Here is a 17,268-nt window from a genome sequence, read left to right on the forward strand (position 1 = left end):
TGGCCCAGCCATCCCCGCTTGCAGCTTCATCTCCAGAAGAGATGGACGCATGAGTGAAGAGATTCTGATCAATATCACGCCGATGGAATCGCGCGTGGCGGTGGTGGAAAACGGCGTGCTGCAGGAAGTGCACGTCGAGCGCACGCAAAAGCGCGGAATCGTCGGCAACATCTACAAAGGCAAGGTGGTGCGGGTCTTGCCAGGGATGCAGGCGGCCTTCGTCGACATCGGTCTGGAGCGCGCTGCCTTCATTCACGCCTCGGAAATTTCTACGCGCGAAGGCAGCGCCGTGGAAAGCATCAGTGCGCTGGTGCATGAAGGCCAGGCCCTGGTGGTGCAAGTCACCAAAGACCCCATCGGCAGCAAGGGCGCGCGGCTGACCACGCAGATCTCGATCCCCTCACGCTACCTGGTTTACATGCCGCGCAGCAGCCATGTCGGTATCTCGCTGAAGATCGAGGACGAGACCGAGCGCGAACGGCTTAAGCAGGTGGTGGCCGATTGCGTCGCGGCGGAAGGCATCGAGGACAGCGGTGGCTTTATCCTGCGCACCGCGGCGGACGGCGCTGGCGCCGATGAAATCCTCATCGACATCCGTTATCTGCGCCGGCTGTGGGACCAGATCGCCACACAGATCAAGACCGCGCCAGCCCCTTCAGTGATTTACGAAGACCTCAGCCTGGCCCTGCGCACCCTGCGCGACCTGGTCAGCCTGCGCACCGAAAAGATCCGCGTCGACTCGCGCGAGACCTTCCAGAAAATCACCCAGTTCGTTGCCGAGCTGATGCCCGAGATCGCCGACCGCCTGGAGCATTACCCCGGCGAGCGGCCGATCTTCGACCTGTACGGCGTCGAGGACGAAATTCAGAGAGCGCTGGAACGCAAGGTGCCGCTCAAGTCGGGCGGCTATCTGGTGGTCGATCCAGCCGAGGCGATGACTACCATCGACGTCAATACCGGCGCTTTCGTCGGCCACCGCACGCTCGAAGAGACGATCTTCAAGACCAACCTGGAAGCGGCGACCGCAATCGGCCGGCAGCTGCGGCTGCGCAATATCGGCGGCATCATCATCATCGACTTCATCGACATGGAAGACGAGGAGCACCAGCGGCAGGTGCTGCGCGCCCTGGAGAAGCAGCTGGAGCGCGATCACGCCAAGACCAACATCATCGGCATCACCGAACTCGGCCTGGTGCAGATGACCCGCAAGCGCACCCGCGAAAGCCTTGAGCAGGTACTCTGCGAGCCATGCAGCAGTTGCCAGGGCCGCGGCAAGCTGAAAACCGCCGAGACCACCTGCTACGAGATTTTCCGCGAGATTCTGCGCGAGGCCCGTGCCTACCAGGCCGAAGGCTATCGAGTGCTGGCCAACCAGAAGGTGGTGGACCGCTTGCTCGACGAAGAGTCCGGAAACGTTGCCGACCTGGAAGCCTTTATCGGCCGCACCATCAAGTTTCAGGTCGAGACCATGTACTCGCAGGAACAGTACGATGTGGTGTTGCTGTAATGCTGCGCCTTGACCTGAGCGGGGCCTGAGCCGAGTGTCCGCCCTTGCGCGCTTTCTCGCTGCCGCCCTGCGCTGGACGCTTGGCGCCTGCGCCCTGGGCCTGATCGCCGCGGCTTTCTATGTGAGCCTGGGTCGCGAGCTGGTGCCGCTGGTTGCCGAATACCGCCTGGAAATCGAAGACAAGGCTGCCGCTGCGCTGCGCATGCCGGTGCGGATCGGCAGCCTGGAAGGGCGCTGGCGCGGGCTGTCGCCGTTGCTGCTGGCGCACGACCTGCAACTGGGCGAGGGCGACAACTCCCTGGTGCTTGATCAGGTTCGGGTGGTGCCCGACGTGCTGGGCAGTCTGCTGGCTCGACAGCCGCGGATCAAAGCCCTGGAGCTGGAGGGGCTGCAGCTGCGTCTGACGCAGGACGAGCAGGGCCGCTGGACCCTTGATGGCCTGCCGCAGCGTGAAGAGACCCCGCTCGATGTCGGCCGGGTTCTGCAGCAGCTGCAGGCGGTTGACCGGCTTTCGCTGCTCGACAGTCAGGTCACGCTCAAGCCCGCTCAGCATGAGCCGCTGACGCTCTCCTACGTCAACCTGACACTGCGCAACGGCTCCAGCCGGCAACGCCTGGACGGCCGCGTGCTGCTGCCGGATGGGCAACCAATGGCGCTGCAACTGCGTACCCGCATGCAGCCCGAACACTGGCGCGAGGCGCGGGCCGAGCTGTACCTGAGCCTGCCGCAAAGCGACTGGGCACGCTGGCTGCCGGCGGGTCTGACGCGAGACTGGCGGATCGACGAGCTACAGGCCGGCGGCGAAATCTGGCTCACCTGGGCGAATGCCAGCGTGCAGCGCGTGGTGAGTCGATTGCATGCACCGCGTATCGCCGCCACCTATGGCAAACGGCCGGTGACGCAACTCGAAAACCTGGCCCTGAGCGCCTACTTCAGCCGCACCGAGCAGGGCTTCGAGCTGCTGCTGGACGATCTGGCCTTCAGCCAGGGCACCACCCGCTGGGGGCAAACCCAGCTTGGCCTCAGCTACCTGCAGGACGACAGCGAGCGTGAAGAACAATGGTCGCTGACCGCCGATCGCCTCGAGCTGGCACCGCTGACACCGCTGGTCGAAGGCCTGGCGCCGCTGCCGGAGCGCGCCGCCGAGATTCTCGACAGCCTGCAGCCGCATGGTGGTGTGAGCAACGTGCAGGTGAATTACTGGCCACAGCGCGAAGACGCCAAGCGTGTGCAGTTCTCCGGCAATCTCGAGCAAATCGGCTTTGCCGCCTACCTGGCGTCGCCTGCAGTGGAAAACGTCAGCGGCAGCTTGAGCGGCGACCTGGGACAGGGCGAGTTGCGCCTCGCCACGGAAAACTTCTCGCTGCACCTGGACACCCTGTTTCCCAAACCCTGGGTTTATCGTCACGCCAATGCGCGGCTGACCTGGCAGCTCGATGAGCAGGCCTTCACCTTGCGCAGCCCCTATCTGCAGGTTGTCGGCGATGAGGGTCCGGTTGCCGGCGACTTCCTGATTCGCCTGCTGCGCGACCCGGCCGGCGAGGACTACATGGACCTGCGCGTGGGCATTCGCGACGGCGACGCGCGCTTCACCGAAAAATACCTGCCTACCCGTTCGCCAGGGTTGAGCGAGCCGCTGGCAGACTGGCTGAAAACCGCGATTCGTGGCGGCAAGGTCAACGAAGGGTACTTCCAGTACCAGGGCTCGTTGAACAAGGGCTCGGAGCGCGGGTCGCGCAGCCTGAGCCTGTTCTTTGCGGTGGAGCAGGCCGAGCTGGCATTCCAGCCGGGCTGGCCGAGCCTGCTCGACGGACGTGGAGAGGTGTTGATCGAAGGCAGCGGCGTGCGCATCTCGCTGGATGAAGGGCGCCTGCTGGACAGTCGGGTCAGCGATGTCAGCGTGCAGATTCCCACCGCCCCCGCCGGGCAAGCGCCGCGTCTGCAACTGAATGGCGGCGTCAGCAGCAGCGTCAGTGACGCCCTGAAGATTCTCCAGGATGCTCCGATCGGTACCGGCGAAATCTTCGCGGGCTGGGAGGGCGATGGGCCGCTCGCCGGTACGCTGGACCTGAACATTCCCCTGGCCAAAGGGCTGCAGCCAGCGGTGATGGTCGATTTCGCCACCACCGGCGCGCGCCTCAAACTGAGCACCCCTGTCCTTGAGCTGAACCAGGTACAAGGCGCCTTTCGCTACGACACCGCCAAGGGGCTGAGCGCGCCGGATATCCGCGCCCAGGTGCTTGGCCACGCCGTGCGTGGCAAGGCGATTGCCGAAGGCTCGGCCGGTCAGGCGCGCAGCCGCATCGAGGCCAGCGGGCGAATTGCTCTGCCGCAGCTGACCGACTGGCTGGGCGTAGCTCAGCCGCTGCCGCTGAAGGGCGCGCTGCCGTATCGCCTGCGTTTGACCCTGGATGGCGTCGACAGCCAGCTGCGGGTCGATTCGAGCCTCAAGGGGCTGGCGATCGATCTGCCCGCGCCGTTCGGCAAGGCCGCTGCCGAAGAGCGTTATGCCGATTGGCGCATGACCCTGGGTGGTCAGGAGCGCCGCTACTGGCTGGACTACGCTGACCTGGCGAGTCTTTCATATGCCGCGCCGCTCGGCAGTCTGGCGCAAGGGCGCGGCGAGCTGCGGCTGGCCGATGGTCCGGCGAGCTTGCCGGCCAGCAAAGGCCTGCGGGTCCGCGGTCGTATCGCGGAACTCGACTGGTCCGCCTGGCAGGCGGCGCTTAAGCCCTATAGCGATATGCCACGCGACGATGCCGAACAGGTCTTTACCGGCGCCCAGCTGACTATCGAACGCTTCATCGGATTTGGCACCACCCTGGAAGATTTGGCGGTCCAGCTCAAGCGCGCCTCTGGCGCGTGGGCGCTGGGCCTCGACAGTCCGCTGCTCAAAGGCCAGATCGACTTGCCGGATGCTGCGACCGCGCCTATCGCGGTCAACCTCGACTACCTGCGGTTTCCCGCAGCCGAGCCAAAGAATGCGTTGGCAGCCGACAAGGATGAAGACAAGCCCGACCCATTGCGCGACGTCGACCCACGCTCGATTCCAGCGCTCGATGTGCAAATCGCCGAGGTCAGCCAGGGTGACGAAATGATTGGCGCCTGGGCGTTGAAGGCGCGGCCGCAGCCCGAGGGTGTGCGCTTCGAAGAGCTGAACCTCAACCTCAAAGGCCTGCAGATAAACGGCAGCGCCGGTTGGCAGGGCAGTCCCGGTGCCACCAGCAGTTGGTACAAGGGACGGCTGCAGGGCAAGGACCTGGCCGACGTGCTGCTGGCCTGGCACTTCGCGCCCACCGCCAGCAGCGAAAGCTTTCGCCTGGACGTCGACGGCCAGTGGCCGGGTTCGCCGGCCTGGGTCAGCTTCAAACGCTTCAGTGGCAGCCTGGATGCGGCGATGCGCAAGGGGCAATTCTCCGAAGTCCAGGGCTCGGCGTCGGCGTTGCGGGTGTTCGGGCTGCTCAATTTCAACTCGATTGGCCGCCGGCTACGGCTGGACTTCTCCGACTTGCTCGGCAAGGGCCTGAGCTACGACCGGGTAAAAGGCCTGCTGGTCGCGGACAAGGGCGTGTTTGTCACCCGCAAGCCGATTACCCTGACTGGTCCGTCAAGCAACCTCGAGCTGAACGGTACGCTCGACATGGCTGACCAGATGATCGACGCCAAGCTGCTGGTGACCCTGCCTGTGACCAACAACCTGCCCCTGGCGGCGCTGATCGTTGGTGCGCCGGCAATCGGCGGTGCGCTGTTTGTGGTGGACAAGCTGCTGGGTGACCGCGTCGCCCGTTTCGCCAGTGTGCAATACGACGTCGAAGGGCCGCTGCTGGAGCCGAAGATCAGCTTCGACAAGCCGTTCGAAAAACCGCAGTAGCCGTGATCTGCGGTAACAGATCCGCGCTGCGGCTCACGACCATGGCTTGTAAGCTGAGCGGGCAAACAGTTCATCAGGTATTCAAACGATGACCCTCGCCGTTATTCAAATGGTCAGCCAGAGCGACGTGCTGAGCAACCTGGCCCAGGCCAGAAACCTGTTGCAGCGAGCCGCCGAAGGCGGCGCGAAACTGGCGGTACTGCCGGAAAACTTTGCGGCCATGGGCCGCCGCGACCTGGCTGAGATCGGCCGTCGCGAAGCCCTGGGCGAGGGTCCGATTTTGCCCTGGTTGAAGCAGACGGCGCGGGACCTTGGCCTGTGGATAGTCGCCGGAACCCTGCCATTGCCGCCAGAGGGGCAGGCGCACGCCAAGCCCCATGCATGCTCGCTGTTGATCGACGCCCATGGCGAACGGGTGGCGCGGTACGACAAGCTGCACCTGTTCGATGTGGACGTAGCGGACAGCCACGCGCGCTACCGCGAGTCGGATGATTTCGCCTACGGTGGCCAGGTCGTGGTGGCGGACACGCCATTCGGTCGTTTGGGTTTGACGGTCTGCTATGACCTGCGCTTTCCTGAACTCTACAGCGCCCTGCGTGAAGGCGGCGCTGAGCTGATCAGCGTACCGGCCGCTTTTACCGCGGTCACTGGCGCCGCGCACTGGCAGGTACTGACCCGCGCGCGGGCCATCGAAACGCAATGCTACGTTTTGGCCGCGGGCCAGGGCGGCAGTCACCCCGGCGAGCGCGAAACCTTTGGCCATTCGGCGATCATTGATCCCTGGGGGCGGGTGTTGGCCGAGCAGGTCCAAGGCGAGGGTTGTTTGCATGCCGCACGCGATGCGGCCGAACAGTTGGCGATTCGTCAGCGCATGCCGGTGGTACGGCATAGACGGTTTTTTGCAGCGACCGAACCGAAATTGCCCGGGGCGGAGCAGTCATGATAGGAATAAAGCAGCTATGAGCGATATGTTGGCAGCGGTAAGTGAACACGTATTGGGCCCAGGCGGCCTGAGCATCGAGCAATTGCCGGGAATTTTGGGCGAGTTGGCCGGGCCGGGTATCGATGCCGCCGACCTGTATTTCCAGAGCCAGATTTCCGAAACCTGGGTATTGGAAGACGGCATCGTCAAAGAGGGCAGCTTCAACCTTGATCAGGGCGTCGGTGTGCGTGCCCAGTCGGGTGAGAAAACTGGCTTCGCCTACAGCAATGCGATTACTGCCGACGCCCTGAGTCAGGCTGCTCGTGCTGCGCGCTCGATTTCCCGGGCTGGGCAGAATGGTCGCGTTCAGGCATTCAGCAGCCCCACGGTCACCGCACTGTACGCCGCCGACAATCCGCTCGACGTGATTGACCGCGCGCAGAAGGTCGAACTGCTCAAGCAGGTGGATCAGGCCACCCGTGCCCTTGATCCGCGCATCAAGCAGGTCACCGTCAGCCTCGCCGGGGTGTGGGAGCGCATCCTGATCGCGGCCACCGACGGCAGCCTGGGCGCGGATATTCGCCCACTGGTGCGGTTCAACGTCAGCGTCATCGTCGAGCAGAACGGGCGGCGCGAGCGCGGCGGCCACGGCGGCGGCGGGCGTACCGATTACCGCTATTTCATGCGTGACGATCGTGCCATGGGCTACGCCCGCGAGGCCTTGCGCCAGGCGCTGGTCAATCTGGAGGCGATCCCCGCACCGGCCGGCACCTTGCCAGTTGTCATGGGCGCCGGCTGGTCCGGTGTGCTGCTGCACGAGGCGGTCGGTCATGGCCTGGAGGGCGACTTCAATCGCAAAGGCAGTTCGGCCTACAGCGGCAAGGTCGGCGAGCAGGTCGCGTCCAGCCTGTGCACCATTGTCGACGATGGCACACTGGCCGAACGGCGCGGCTCGCTGAGCATCGACGACGAAGGCACGCCCACTCAATGCACGACCCTGATCGAGAACGGCGTGCTCAAGGGCTACATGCAGGACAAGTTGAACGCCCGCCTGATGGGCGCTGCCCGCACTGGCAATGGGCGCCGCGAATCCTACGCGCACCTGCCGATGCCGCGCATGACCAATACCTACATGCTGGCGGGCGAGAGCGACCCTGAGGAAATCATCCGGTCGGTGAAGAAGGGTATCTATTGCGCCAATCTGGGTGGCGGCCAGGTCGACATTACCAGCGGCAAGTTCGTGTTCTCCACCAGCGAGGCCTACCTGATCGAGGACGGCAAGATCACCGCTCCGGTCAAGGGTGCGACGCTGATCGGCAACGGCCCGGAAGCGATGCGCAAGGTCTCGATGGTTGGCAACGACCTGTCGCTCGACAGTGGCGTCGGTACCTGCGGCAAGGACGGCCAGTCGGTACCGGTTGGCGTCGGCCAGCCGACCTTGAAGATTGATGCGATTACCGTGGGCGGAACGGGCGGTTGAGATTCGTGGGATGGGTTAGCCGAAGGCCTACCCATCATTTCGGAGAGGCCTAGCGCAGGCCGCGTTGGGTTTCGTCCAGCTCGCGGATGTATTTGAAGATTTTGCGCGAGGCGGCGGGCGCCTTGTTTTGTACCAGTTCGTGTTGGGCCTGGCGAATCAACTGACGCAGGTGTTGCCGATCAGCGTCGGGGTACTCGCCAACAAAGGCTTCCAGGGTCTCGTCGGTGCCGCCGATCAGGCGATCACGCCAGCGCTCCAGGCCGTGAAAGCGTTCGTTGTATTGACGGGTTGAGGCGTCGAGTTGATCGAGCAGGGTCAGAATGGCTTCGGTGTTCTGGTCGCGCATCAGGCGGCCGATGAACTGGACATGGCGCTTTTTTGCCGCGTTGGCCGTGTGCTTGGGCGCTTCCGCCAGCGCCTGGCGCAGTTCGTCGGTCAAGGGCAGCTTGTTCAGCAGATCGGGTTTCAGGGTAGTCAGACGCTGTCCCAGATCCTGCAAGGCATGCAGTTCGCGTTTGACCTGGGTTTTGCTTTTCTCGCCGGAGAAGTCGTCAAGGTATTCAGACATGAAGGTGGTCCAATGGAAAACGCCGTCATGATAGCAGCAAGTTTCCATGTGCAGCGCCGCTGCAGTGCGGGCATGGCTCGCGGGTGCAGGGCTTCAGGGTTATCGAGCGAACAGGTGTCAGGCGGCGTGCAGTGCGGCGTCAAGCACGAAACGCGGTGGATACCGGACAGATTTCAGGAGTGTTTATGAGTGCAGTAGAGGTTGTTGGTCCCCAAGCTGTTCCGCAATTGCAGGCCCAGGTCGAGCAGATTATTGCCGAAGCGAAAAGGCAGGGCGCGAATGCCTGCGAGGTCGCCGTCTCGGCTGAGCAAGGGTTGTCGACCACGGTCCGTCAGGGAGAGGTGGAAACCGTCGAGTTCAATCGCGATCAAGGTTTCGGCATCACGCTTTACGTCGGCCAGCGCAAGGGTTCGGCGAGTACCTCGGCGAGCGGCGATGCGGCAATTCGCGAAACCGTAGCGGCGGCGCTGGCCATCGCCAAGCACGCGTCCGAGGATGAGGCGTCAGGCCTGGCCGACCCCGCGCTGATGGCGCGTGAGTTGCCGCAACTGGATCTCTATCACCCGTGGTCGATTACTCCCGAGCAGGCGATCGAGCAGGCGTTGAGCTGCGAAGCAGCGGCATTTGCCGCGGACAAGCGCATCAAGAACGCTGATGGCACCACGCTCAGTACCCACCAAGGCTGCCGGGTGTATGGCAATAGCCATGGATTCATTGGTGGTTATGCCAGTACGCGCCACAGCCTGAGCTGCGTCATGATTGCCGAAGAAGGCGGCCAAATGCAGCGCGACTACTGGTATGACGTCAATCGCCAGGGCGAGCTGCTGGCCGATGCACGCGACATCGGTCTACATGCCGCCGAGCGCGCGGTGCAGCGTCTCGGCGCGCGTCCCGTGCCGACCTGTGAGGTTCCGGTGCTGTTCTCCGCTGAGCTGGCGACCGGGCTGTTCGGCAGCTTTATCGGGGCAATTTCCGGGGGCAACCTTTACCGTAAGTCGTCCTTCCTCGAAGGCACCCTGGGCCAGCAGCTATTTCCGCAGTGGCTGAATCTTGATGAGCGCCCGCATATTCCGCGCGCGCTCGGCAGTGCTTCCTTCGACAGCGATGGCCTGGCGACTTATGCCAAACCCTTCGTCGAAGGCGGCAAGTTGGTGTCCTACATTCTCGGCACCTATTCAGGTCGCAAGCTGGGGATGCCGAGCACCGCCAATGCCGGCGGTGTTCACAACCTGTTCGTCAGTCACGGTAACGAAGACCGTCAGGCGCTGATCAAGCGCATGGGCCGCGGGCTGTTGGTCACCGAGCTGATGGGCCATGGCCTGAACATGGTTACTGGTGATTATTCGCGCGGTGCAGGCGGCTTCTGGGTGGAGAACGGCGAGATCCAGTTTCCCGTGCAGGAGGTGACCATCGCCGGCAACCTGCGTGACATGTTCCGGCAGATCGTTGCGGTGGGAAGCGATCTTGAACTGCGCAGCAACGTCCGTACGGGCTCGGTGATGATCGAGAAAATGACGGTCGCGGGCAGCTGAACCGGGGGGCTTAGCCGCCGCGTGACAGGCGTGGCGGCTACTCGCCTTCGTCGAAATAGTTGTTGATCAGCTCGATCAAGGCTTGCAGCGCCTGCTCATCCTGCTCGCCTTCAGTGTTGAGGTGGATGGGTGTGCCTTTGCCGGCCGCGAGCATCATGACCGCCATGATGCTCTTGCCGTCCACCAGGCTTGCTTCGCAGCGGCCAATCTTGACCTGACAGGGGTACTGCGCGGCAACGCCGACAAACTTGGCTGCGGCACGTGCGTGCAAGCCCAGTTTGTTGATGATGGTGATTTCGCAGCACGGCATTGCGGCAGTTCCTTAACTCAGGTCGCGGTGGCGAACCTGAACGTTCTTCAAAATGGGTTTCAGGGCTTCACCCAAGCGACTGGCCAGGTACACGGAGCGGTGGTGCCCGCCGGTGCAGCCTATCGCAATCGTGACATAGGCACGATTGCTGGCGGCGAAGCGCGGTAACCACTTGGTCAGATAGGCGAAGATGTCCTGATACATCTCTTCGACATCCGCCTGGGCGGAAAGGTATTCCACCACTGGCTGGTCGAGGCCTGAGTAGTCGCGCAAATCCGGCTTCCAGTATGGGTTAGGCAGGCAGCGCACATCGAACACAAGGTCCGCGTCCACCGGCATGCCGCGCTTGAAGCCGAAGGACTCGACCAGAAACGCGGTGCCCGGCTCCGGCTGGTTGAGCAGGCGCAGTTTCAGGCTGTCACGCAACTGATAGAGGTTGAGGTGCGTGGTGTCGATCTTCAGGTCGGCCAGGTCGATGATGGGTCCGAGCAACAGGCTTTCATCGGCAATCGCTTCGGCCAACGAGCGGCTTTCATTGGTCAGCGGGTGACGCCGGCGCGTTTCCGAGAAGCGCTTGAGCAGCGTTTCTTCATCGGCATCCAGGTAAATCACGTCGCACTTGATGTGGCGGGCGCGCACTTCCTCGAGGAGTTCAGGGAAGCGCTTGAGCTGGCTGGGCAGGTTGCGTGCGTCGATAGAGACCGCAACCTGCGGGTGCAGCAGCTCGGTGTGCACCAGCGTGCGCTCGGCTAGATCCGGCAGCAAGCCCGCTGGCAGGTTGTCGATGCAATAGAAACCGTTGTCCTCAAGTACATCGAGGGCGGTGCTTTTGCCTGAGCCGGAGCGACCGCTGACGATGATAAGGCGCATGGTTAGGCTCGATTGAGTTGGCTTTGTATATCCACCACGACCTGATACAAGGCCTGGCTGTCGGGCGCTTCGCGCAAGCGTTCGCGCACGTCGCTGCGATCAAGCATGCTGGCGATCTGTCGCAGCAACTCGAGGTGCTCATCGGTGGCGGCCTCGGGAACCAGCAGCACAAACAGCAAATCCACCGGGGCGCCGTCGATCGCGTCAAAATCTACCGCTGCGTCCAGGCGCAGAACAGCGCTGATGGGCGCCGTGCAACCAGGCAGCCGGCAGTGCGGGATGGCGATGCCATTGCCGAACCCGGTCGAGCCGAGTTTTTCGCGGGCAATCAGGCTTTCGAAGATGTCTTGGCCATCAAGGTCGGGCAGCTCGCGCGCCACGAGGTTGGCAATCTGTTCGAGAACACGTTTTTTGCTGCCGCCCGGCACGCTCACGAGAGAGCGGCCGGGGGTCAGGATATTTTCAAGTCGAATCATAGGAGATAGGCGATGTCAGCGGGCCATTGCACCCTGCTGACGGTCGAGCTGCTTTTCCTTGTGCTTGATGAGTTGTCGGTCGAGTTTGTCAGCCAGTAGATCAATGGCCGCGTACATGTCGTCATGTTCAGCATTAGCGACGATTTCGCCGCCTGCAATGTGTAGGGTCGCTTCGATTTTCTGCTTGAGCTTCTCGACCTCCATGATGACTTGCACATTGGTGATTTTGTCGAAGTGGCGCTCCAATCGAGTGAGTTTTTCGTCGATATAGTCGCGCAGGGCGTCGGTCACATCCAGCTGGTGTCCACTGATGTTGACTTGCATACCACTTTCTCCTTGTTGCCGTGTGTAAGAGACAGGCTAACAGCCTGCCACTGGAACACTGGGACGAGAAAGACTCTGGTCAGGCATCCGGCGTTGCAGATCAGCCAGTCGATACCGTGGAGTTGCCAGTAACGCAAAACTGAATACGGAATATCCAGCATGTGTCAGTCTTCCGCGTCGAGCCACCTTACATCAGTCGCTTGCGTTCACTGGAGGGCGCTATACCGAGGGATTCACGGTATTTCGCAACAGTGCGGCGAGCTACTTGAATGCCTTGTGCTTCCAGTAAACCAGCGATCTTGCTGTCACTCAACGGCTTTTTTGCATTTTCCGCGGCGACCAATTTTTTGATGATTGCGCGGATCGCGGTGGACGAGCATTCACCGCCCTCGGAGGTGCTGACGTGGCTGGAGAAGAAGTACTTCAGCTCGTAGATGCCACGTGGGGTGTGCATGAACTTCTGGGTGGTTACCCGGGAAATGGTCGACTCGTGCATGCCCACCGCTTCGGCGATATCGTGCAGCACCAGTGGCTTCATTGCTTCGTCGCCATAATCGAGAAAGCCGCGCTGATGCTCGACGATCTGGGTGGCGACCTTCATCAGGGTCTCGTTGCGGCTCTGCAGGCTCTTGATGAACCAGCGGGCTTCCTGCAGCTGGTTACGCATGAAGGTGTTGTCGGCGCTGGAGTCAGCACGCTTCACGAACCCGGCGTACTGCGCATTGACGCGTAGGCGTGGCATGGCTTCCTGGTTCAGCTCCACCAGCCAGCGATCGTTGTGCTTGCGCACGATGACGTCAGGCACCACATACTCGGGCTCGCTTGACTCGATCTGCGAGCCGGGACGTGGGTTGAGGCTCTGAATCAGTTCGATAACCTGGCGCAGCTCGTCTTCCTTGAGCTTCATTCGCCGCATCAGCTGGCTGTAATCGCGGTTGCCGAGCAAGTCCAGATAGTCGCTTGCCAGGCGCTGCGCTTCGCTCAGCCAGGGCGTTTTGAGCGAAAGTTGGCGTAACTGCAGCAGCAGGCATTCACTGAGGTCGCGGGCGGCTACGCCGGCCGGCTCGAACTGTTGAATGCGGTGCAGCACAGCTTGCACTTCGTCCAGCTCGATGTCCAGCTCAGGGTCGAAGGCTTCGACGACCTCATCAAGCGTCTCCTCCAGGTAGCCCTGATCGTTGATGCAGTCGATTAGCGTCACTGCGATCAAGCGGTCCTTGTCGGACATGGGTGCCAGGTTGAGTTGCCAGAGCAAATGGCTTTGCAGGCTCTCGCCCGCGGAGGTACGGGTGGTGAAGTCCCAGTCGTCATCATCGCTGCTGCTCGGCAGGCTGCTGGCGCTGGTTTGATAGACGTCTTCCCAGGCGGTGTCGACTGGAAGCTCGTTGGGAATGCGTTCGTTCCAGTCGCCTTCTTCCAGGTTGTCCACGGTTTGTGTGGTTTCCTGGTAGCTGGTTTCCTGATAGAGGGTTTCCTGCGGCTGTTCGGCTGGTGCCAAATTGCTTTCGGCACCATCGGCCATGGGGTCCGAATTGTCGAAGTCGTCGCCTTCTTCCTGGCGTTCGAGCATCGGGTTCGACTCCAACGCTTCCTGAATCTCTTGCTGCAGATCCAGGGTCGACAGTTGAAGTAGGCGGATGGCCTGTTGCAGCTGCGGGGTCATCGTCAGCTGCTGGCCCATTCTCAGGACTAGCGATGGTTTCATTGCAGACCTTAATTTACCGGCGTCTGTGCGCAATCCACTACAGCGGCGCCGTGGCGCCTCAAGGAAGCAAATTATATGCCTGACCCTAAGGCATTTGCCTAGCGCTAGCTGTGATTCGGCTAAGAAAAGCGCCCGTCACAGGCGGAATTCATGCCCCAGGTAAACTTCCTTGACCGTTTGGTTGGCCAGGATGGCCTCGGCATTGCCTTCTGCGATCAACTGGCCGTCGTTCACAATATAGGCGGTTTCGCAGATATCCAGGGTCTCACGGACGTTGTGGTCGGTGATCAACACGCCGATGCCCTTCGCCTTGAGGTGATGGATGATCTGCTTGATGTCGCCCACGGAGATAGGATCGACGCCAGCGAAGGGTTCATCCAGCAGGATGAACTTGGGTGCGGTCGCTAGGGCGCGCGCAATTTCCACGCGGCGGCGCTCACCACCGGACAGGCTCATGCCGAGGTTGTCGCGGATATGGCTGATATGGAATTCCTGCAGCAAGCCTTCGAGCTCTTTGCGACGTTCCGCGCCGTTCAGCTCCTTGCGCGTTTCGAGAATCGCCATGATGTTGTCGGCCACGCTGAGCTTGCGAAAAATCGAAGCCTCCTGCGGCAGATAGCCGATTCCGGCACGGGCACGGCCATGCATCGGCTTGTGGCTGACATCCAGGTCGTCGATCAGCACGCGACCCTGATCGGCCTGTACCAGGCCGACGATCATGTAGAAGCAGGTGGTTTTGCCCGCACCGTTGGGCCCGAGCAGGCCAACGATCTGCCCGCTGTCGATGCTTAGGCTCACATCACGAACGACCTGACGGCCCTTGTAGCTTTTAGCCAGGTGCTGGGCTTTCAAAGTGGCCATTGTTACTGCGCCTGCTGTTCGGCGGGTTTGTTTTTCGGCTGGATCACCATGTCGATCCGTGGCCGTGGCGTGGTCAGGTTGGTGCCTGTCGCTCGCCCGGCATTGACGATCTGGCGCTGGGTGTCGTAGACGATCTTCTCGCCTTCGAAGGTGTTGCCTTCCTGGATTACCTTGGCCTGGTCAATCAACACGATGCGCTCATTGGCCGCGAAATATTGGATGGTCAGGCCATAGGCTTTGACGATCTGCTTGTCGGCGGAGGGCTTCTGCTCGTAATAGGCCGGTTTGCCGACCGAGGTGAATACCTCGATATCACCCTGGGCATCCTGGGTGATGGTTACGGTGTCGCCCGTGATCTTGAGGGTGCCTTGGGTGATGACGACATCACCGCGGTAGACGGCAACGCCCTGCTTGTCATCGAGTTCCGCGCTATCGGCCTGAACTCGGATCGGCTGCTCGCGATCGGTCGGAAGTGCCCAGGCGGTAACGCTTCCGAGCGCGACGCCTAAGCTAAGCAGAATAGGGAGGGTTTTAACGAGCCTCATGCTGGCCTCTTACGTTGGACAGCAGGAGCATCCTGCCGTCATTTAAGTACGCTTTCATTCCTTGCGCCGTGGTCACCCCATTGGCGGCGTCGATTCTAACGGCTTGCTTGGTCTGCGCATATTCCTTCTCGGGAAATACCGTCAGGCGGCTGGTGGTGAGGATCGTCGGCCGGCCTTTGGCATCGGTGCGCTCCACCCGGACCTTATCGATCAGTTCGACCTCGGTGCCCTTGGGCGCTACTTCGCCGTGTTCGCTGCGAATTTTCCAGGGCAGTTCGGTGCCACGATACAGGTGCATGTTCGGGCTGGTCAGCAAGGTGACATCGCTGGCTTTGACGTGCTCCAGTTTGGAGGCGGTCATCTGGTGGTGGAGTTTGCCGTCTTCCTGGTACTGCACCGTGCGCGCATTGATCACGTAGAAATCGATGGGGTTGTCCACGCCGGCCTTGACCGGCTTGTCGGCGAAACTGTCCGGGCTGATATTCCAGTAACCCACTGCGGCCAGTAGCGCCGCGGCAATCAGAAAGCACAGCGGAGTTAAAAATTTACGCAGCATAAGAGGGCTCTATAGATAAGCGGCTTGGGCGGCATCTAGGTTGCCCTGCGCGCGCATGATCATTTCACAAAATTCACGCGCCGCACCTTCGCCACCGCGCGCCACGGTTACTGCATGGGCGTGCTGACGTACGAAGCCGTCTGCGCTGGCGACCGCTACCCCCAGGCCTACGCGGCGGATCACTGGCAGGTCCGGCAGGTCGTCGCCCAGATAGGCAACCTGCTCGTAGCTTAGGCCCAGTTCGCCGAGAAGTTCATCAAGCACGACCAGTTTGTCTTCGCGGCCCTGGTAAAGGTGATGGATACCCAGGTTCTGCGCGCGGCGTTCGACCACCGGGGTTTTGCGGCCGCTGATGATCGCGGTGCGAACGCCCGAAGCGATCAGCATCTTGATGCCATGGCCGTCAAGGGTGTTGAAGGTTTTGAACTCGCTGCCATCGACCAGGAAGTACAGCTTGCCGTCGGTAAGCACGCCATCCACATCGAAAATCGCCAGCTTGATCGCCTTGGCGCGCTGCAGCAGGTCCGGGTTGGTCAGGTCAGTACTCATTACATCACTCCGGCGCGTAGCAAATCATGCATGTTGAGCGCGCCAACCGGCTGCAGGTCATCGTCGACCACCACCAGCGAACTGATTTTGTGGTCTTCCATGATCTTCAGCGCTTCGGCGGCGAGCATGTCGGCACGTGCGGTCTTGCCATGGGCAGTCATCACATCGTCGATCTTCGCTGCGCGCACATCGATGCCGCGGTCCAAGGCGCGGCGTAGGTCGCCGTCGGTGAAGATTCCGGCAAGGCCACCGTCGTTTTCCAGCACTACGGTCATGCCCAGGCCTTTTTGGGTCATTTCCAGTAGCGCATCGCGCAAGGCGGTGCCCCGCTGTACTCGCGGCAGGCTGCTGCCGGCGTGCATGACGTTTTCCACTTTCAGCAGCAGGCGACGACCCAGTGCGCCGCCGGGATGGGAAAAGGCGAAGTCCTCGGCAGTGAAGCCGCGCGCTTCCAGCAGCGCAATCGCCAGTGCATCGCCGAGAACCAGTGACACGGTGGTCGAGGACGTCGGTGCCAGGTTGAGCGGGCAGGCTTCCTGGGAAACCCGCGCATCCAGATTGACCTCTGCGGCCTTGGCCAGCGGTGAGTCGGGATTGCCAGTCATGCTGATCAGCGTGATGCCGAGGCGCTTGATCAGCGGCAGCAGGGTCACGATTTCCGCAGTCGAGCCCGAGTTGGAAAGCGCCAGAACCACATCGTCGCGGGTGATCATGCCCATGTCGCCATGGCTGGCTTCAGCGGGATGGACGAAGAACGCGGTGGTGCCAGTGCTGGCCAGCGTTGCAGCGATCTTGTTGCCGACGTGCCCGGATTTACCCATTCCCACCACGACCACCCGGCCCTTGCTAGCGAGGATCAGCTCGCAGGCGCGAATGAAATCGCCATCGATTCGCTGCAGCAGGTCTTCAACCGCTTCCAGTTCGAGGCGGATGGTTCGTTGCGCTGACTTGATCAGTTCGTCGGACTGGTTCATGGCATCCATAACGGCGTGTGACTGAAAGTCGGCGATTATAAACAGAAAGCCGCGGGCGCTCACCTGCGAATCCGGCGCACCGCCGTTTTGCGTTCTGTCGGAGAGTCATTTGCCGTTGCATCTTGGCTGTTGGGCGACGCAGGGCCGAATGCTATAGTGCGCGGCCATTTTCGCTCAGATGCGCGGCAGTGGTGCCCTTTTCGAGGGGCAATGCGTCT

At 61.8% G+C, this 17,268-nt stretch carries 16 protein-coding genes; 5 read left to right on the plus strand and 11 right to left on the minus strand.

All coding sequences use genetic code 11. The features are described from left to right. Positions 1–49 precede the first annotated feature (49 nt). From rng to tldD, 4 genes are all read left to right on the plus strand, one after another. Positions 50–1,507, plus strand: coding sequence for a ribonuclease G (gene rng / locus ACX0MV_RS04945; protein WP_458981366.1), 1,458 nt, complete (start codon positions 50–52; stop codon positions 1,505–1,507). 34 nt (positions 1,508–1,541) lie between these two features. Then, a complete protein-coding gene (locus tag ACX0MV_RS04950; protein ID WP_458981367.1) occupies positions 1,542–5,378 on the plus strand; it encodes a YhdP family protein in 3,837 nt (1,278 codons plus the stop codon). An 88-nt stretch (positions 5,379–5,466) separates the two neighbouring features. After that, positions 5,467–6,321, plus strand: coding sequence for a carbon-nitrogen hydrolase family protein (locus ACX0MV_RS04955; protein ID WP_458981368.1), 855 nt, complete (start codon positions 5,467–5,469; stop codon positions 6,319–6,321). Positions 6,322–6,337: 16 nt separating this feature from the next. After that, complete coding sequence (gene tldD, locus ACX0MV_RS04960; RefSeq protein WP_458981369.1) at positions 6,338–7,780, plus strand: metalloprotease TldD; 1,443 nt, start codon at positions 6,338–6,340, stop codon at positions 7,778–7,780. 49 nt (positions 7,781–7,829) lie between these two features. Here the strand turns inward: tldD and yjgA are convergent, their stop codons facing one another. Continuing rightward, a complete protein-coding gene (gene yjgA, locus ACX0MV_RS04965) occupies positions 7,830–8,348 on the minus strand; it encodes a ribosome biogenesis factor YjgA (RefSeq protein ID WP_458981370.1) in 519 nt (172 codons plus the stop codon). Between the two features lie 185 nt (positions 8,349–8,533). Between yjgA and pmbA the strand changes: the two genes are divergently transcribed. Continuing rightward, positions 8,534–9,880, plus strand: coding sequence for a metalloprotease PmbA (pmbA, locus tag ACX0MV_RS04970; protein WP_458981371.1), 1,347 nt, complete (start codon positions 8,534–8,536; stop codon positions 9,878–9,880). 37 nt (positions 9,881–9,917) lie between these two features. Here pmbA and ACX0MV_RS04975 read toward each other — a convergent pair whose 3' ends face one another. The 10 genes from ACX0MV_RS04975 to ACX0MV_RS05020 form a co-directional block, all read right to left on the minus strand. Next, positions 9,918–10,190, minus strand: coding sequence for an HPr family phosphocarrier protein (locus ACX0MV_RS04975; RefSeq protein ID WP_458981372.1), 273 nt, complete (start codon positions 10,188–10,190; stop codon positions 9,918–9,920). Positions 10,191–10,202: 12 nt separating this feature from the next. Further along, positions 10,203–11,060, minus strand: coding sequence for an RNase adapter RapZ (gene rapZ / locus ACX0MV_RS04980; protein WP_458981373.1), 858 nt, complete (start codon positions 11,058–11,060; stop codon positions 10,203–10,205). A 2-nt stretch (positions 11,061–11,062) separates the two neighbouring features. Continuing rightward, on the minus strand, positions 11,063–11,536 hold the full coding sequence (gene ptsN, locus ACX0MV_RS04985; protein ID WP_458981374.1) for a PTS IIA-like nitrogen regulatory protein PtsN: 474 nt from the start codon (positions 11,534–11,536) through the stop codon (positions 11,063–11,065). A 15-nt stretch (positions 11,537–11,551) separates the two neighbouring features. Further along, entirely contained in the window at positions 11,552–11,860 is a 309-nt protein-coding gene (gene hpf, locus ACX0MV_RS04990; RefSeq protein WP_458981375.1) for a ribosome hibernation-promoting factor, HPF/YfiA family, read from the minus strand. Positions 11,861–12,047: 187 nt separating this feature from the next. Then, positions 12,048–13,565, minus strand: a complete 1,518-nt coding sequence (locus tag ACX0MV_RS04995; RefSeq protein ID WP_458981376.1) for an RNA polymerase factor sigma-54 — start codon at positions 13,563–13,565, stop codon at positions 12,048–12,050. A 135-nt stretch (positions 13,566–13,700) separates the two neighbouring features. Next, on the minus strand, positions 13,701–14,426 hold the full coding sequence (lptB, locus tag ACX0MV_RS05000; RefSeq protein ID WP_458981377.1) for an LPS export ABC transporter ATP-binding protein: 726 nt from the start codon (positions 14,424–14,426) through the stop codon (positions 13,701–13,703). A gap of 2 nt (positions 14,427–14,428) precedes the next feature. Further along, on the minus strand, positions 14,429–14,971 hold the full coding sequence (lptA, locus tag ACX0MV_RS05005; protein ID WP_458981378.1) for a lipopolysaccharide transport periplasmic protein LptA: 543 nt from the start codon (positions 14,969–14,971) through the stop codon (positions 14,429–14,431). Further along, entirely contained in the window at positions 14,958–15,527 is a 570-nt protein-coding gene (gene lptC / locus ACX0MV_RS05010) for an LPS export ABC transporter periplasmic protein LptC (RefSeq protein ID WP_458981379.1), read from the minus strand. Before lptC ends, lptA begins: the two co-directional genes overlap by 14 nt. Positions 15,528–15,536: 9 nt before the next feature. Beyond that, a complete protein-coding gene (locus tag ACX0MV_RS05015; RefSeq protein ID WP_458981380.1) occupies positions 15,537–16,076 on the minus strand; it encodes a KdsC family phosphatase in 540 nt (179 codons plus the stop codon). Continuing rightward, the gene (locus ACX0MV_RS05020; RefSeq protein ID WP_458981381.1) at positions 16,076–17,050 is read right to left on the minus strand and encodes a KpsF/GutQ family sugar-phosphate isomerase; all 975 of its coding nucleotides are present in this window, start codon (positions 17,048–17,050) and stop codon (positions 16,076–16,078) included. The genes ACX0MV_RS05015 and ACX0MV_RS05020 overlap by 1 nt, the downstream gene beginning before the upstream one ends. Positions 17,051–17,268 lie beyond the last annotated feature (218 nt).

It is taken from the genome of Pseudomonas cistanchae (assembly GCF_054483635.1).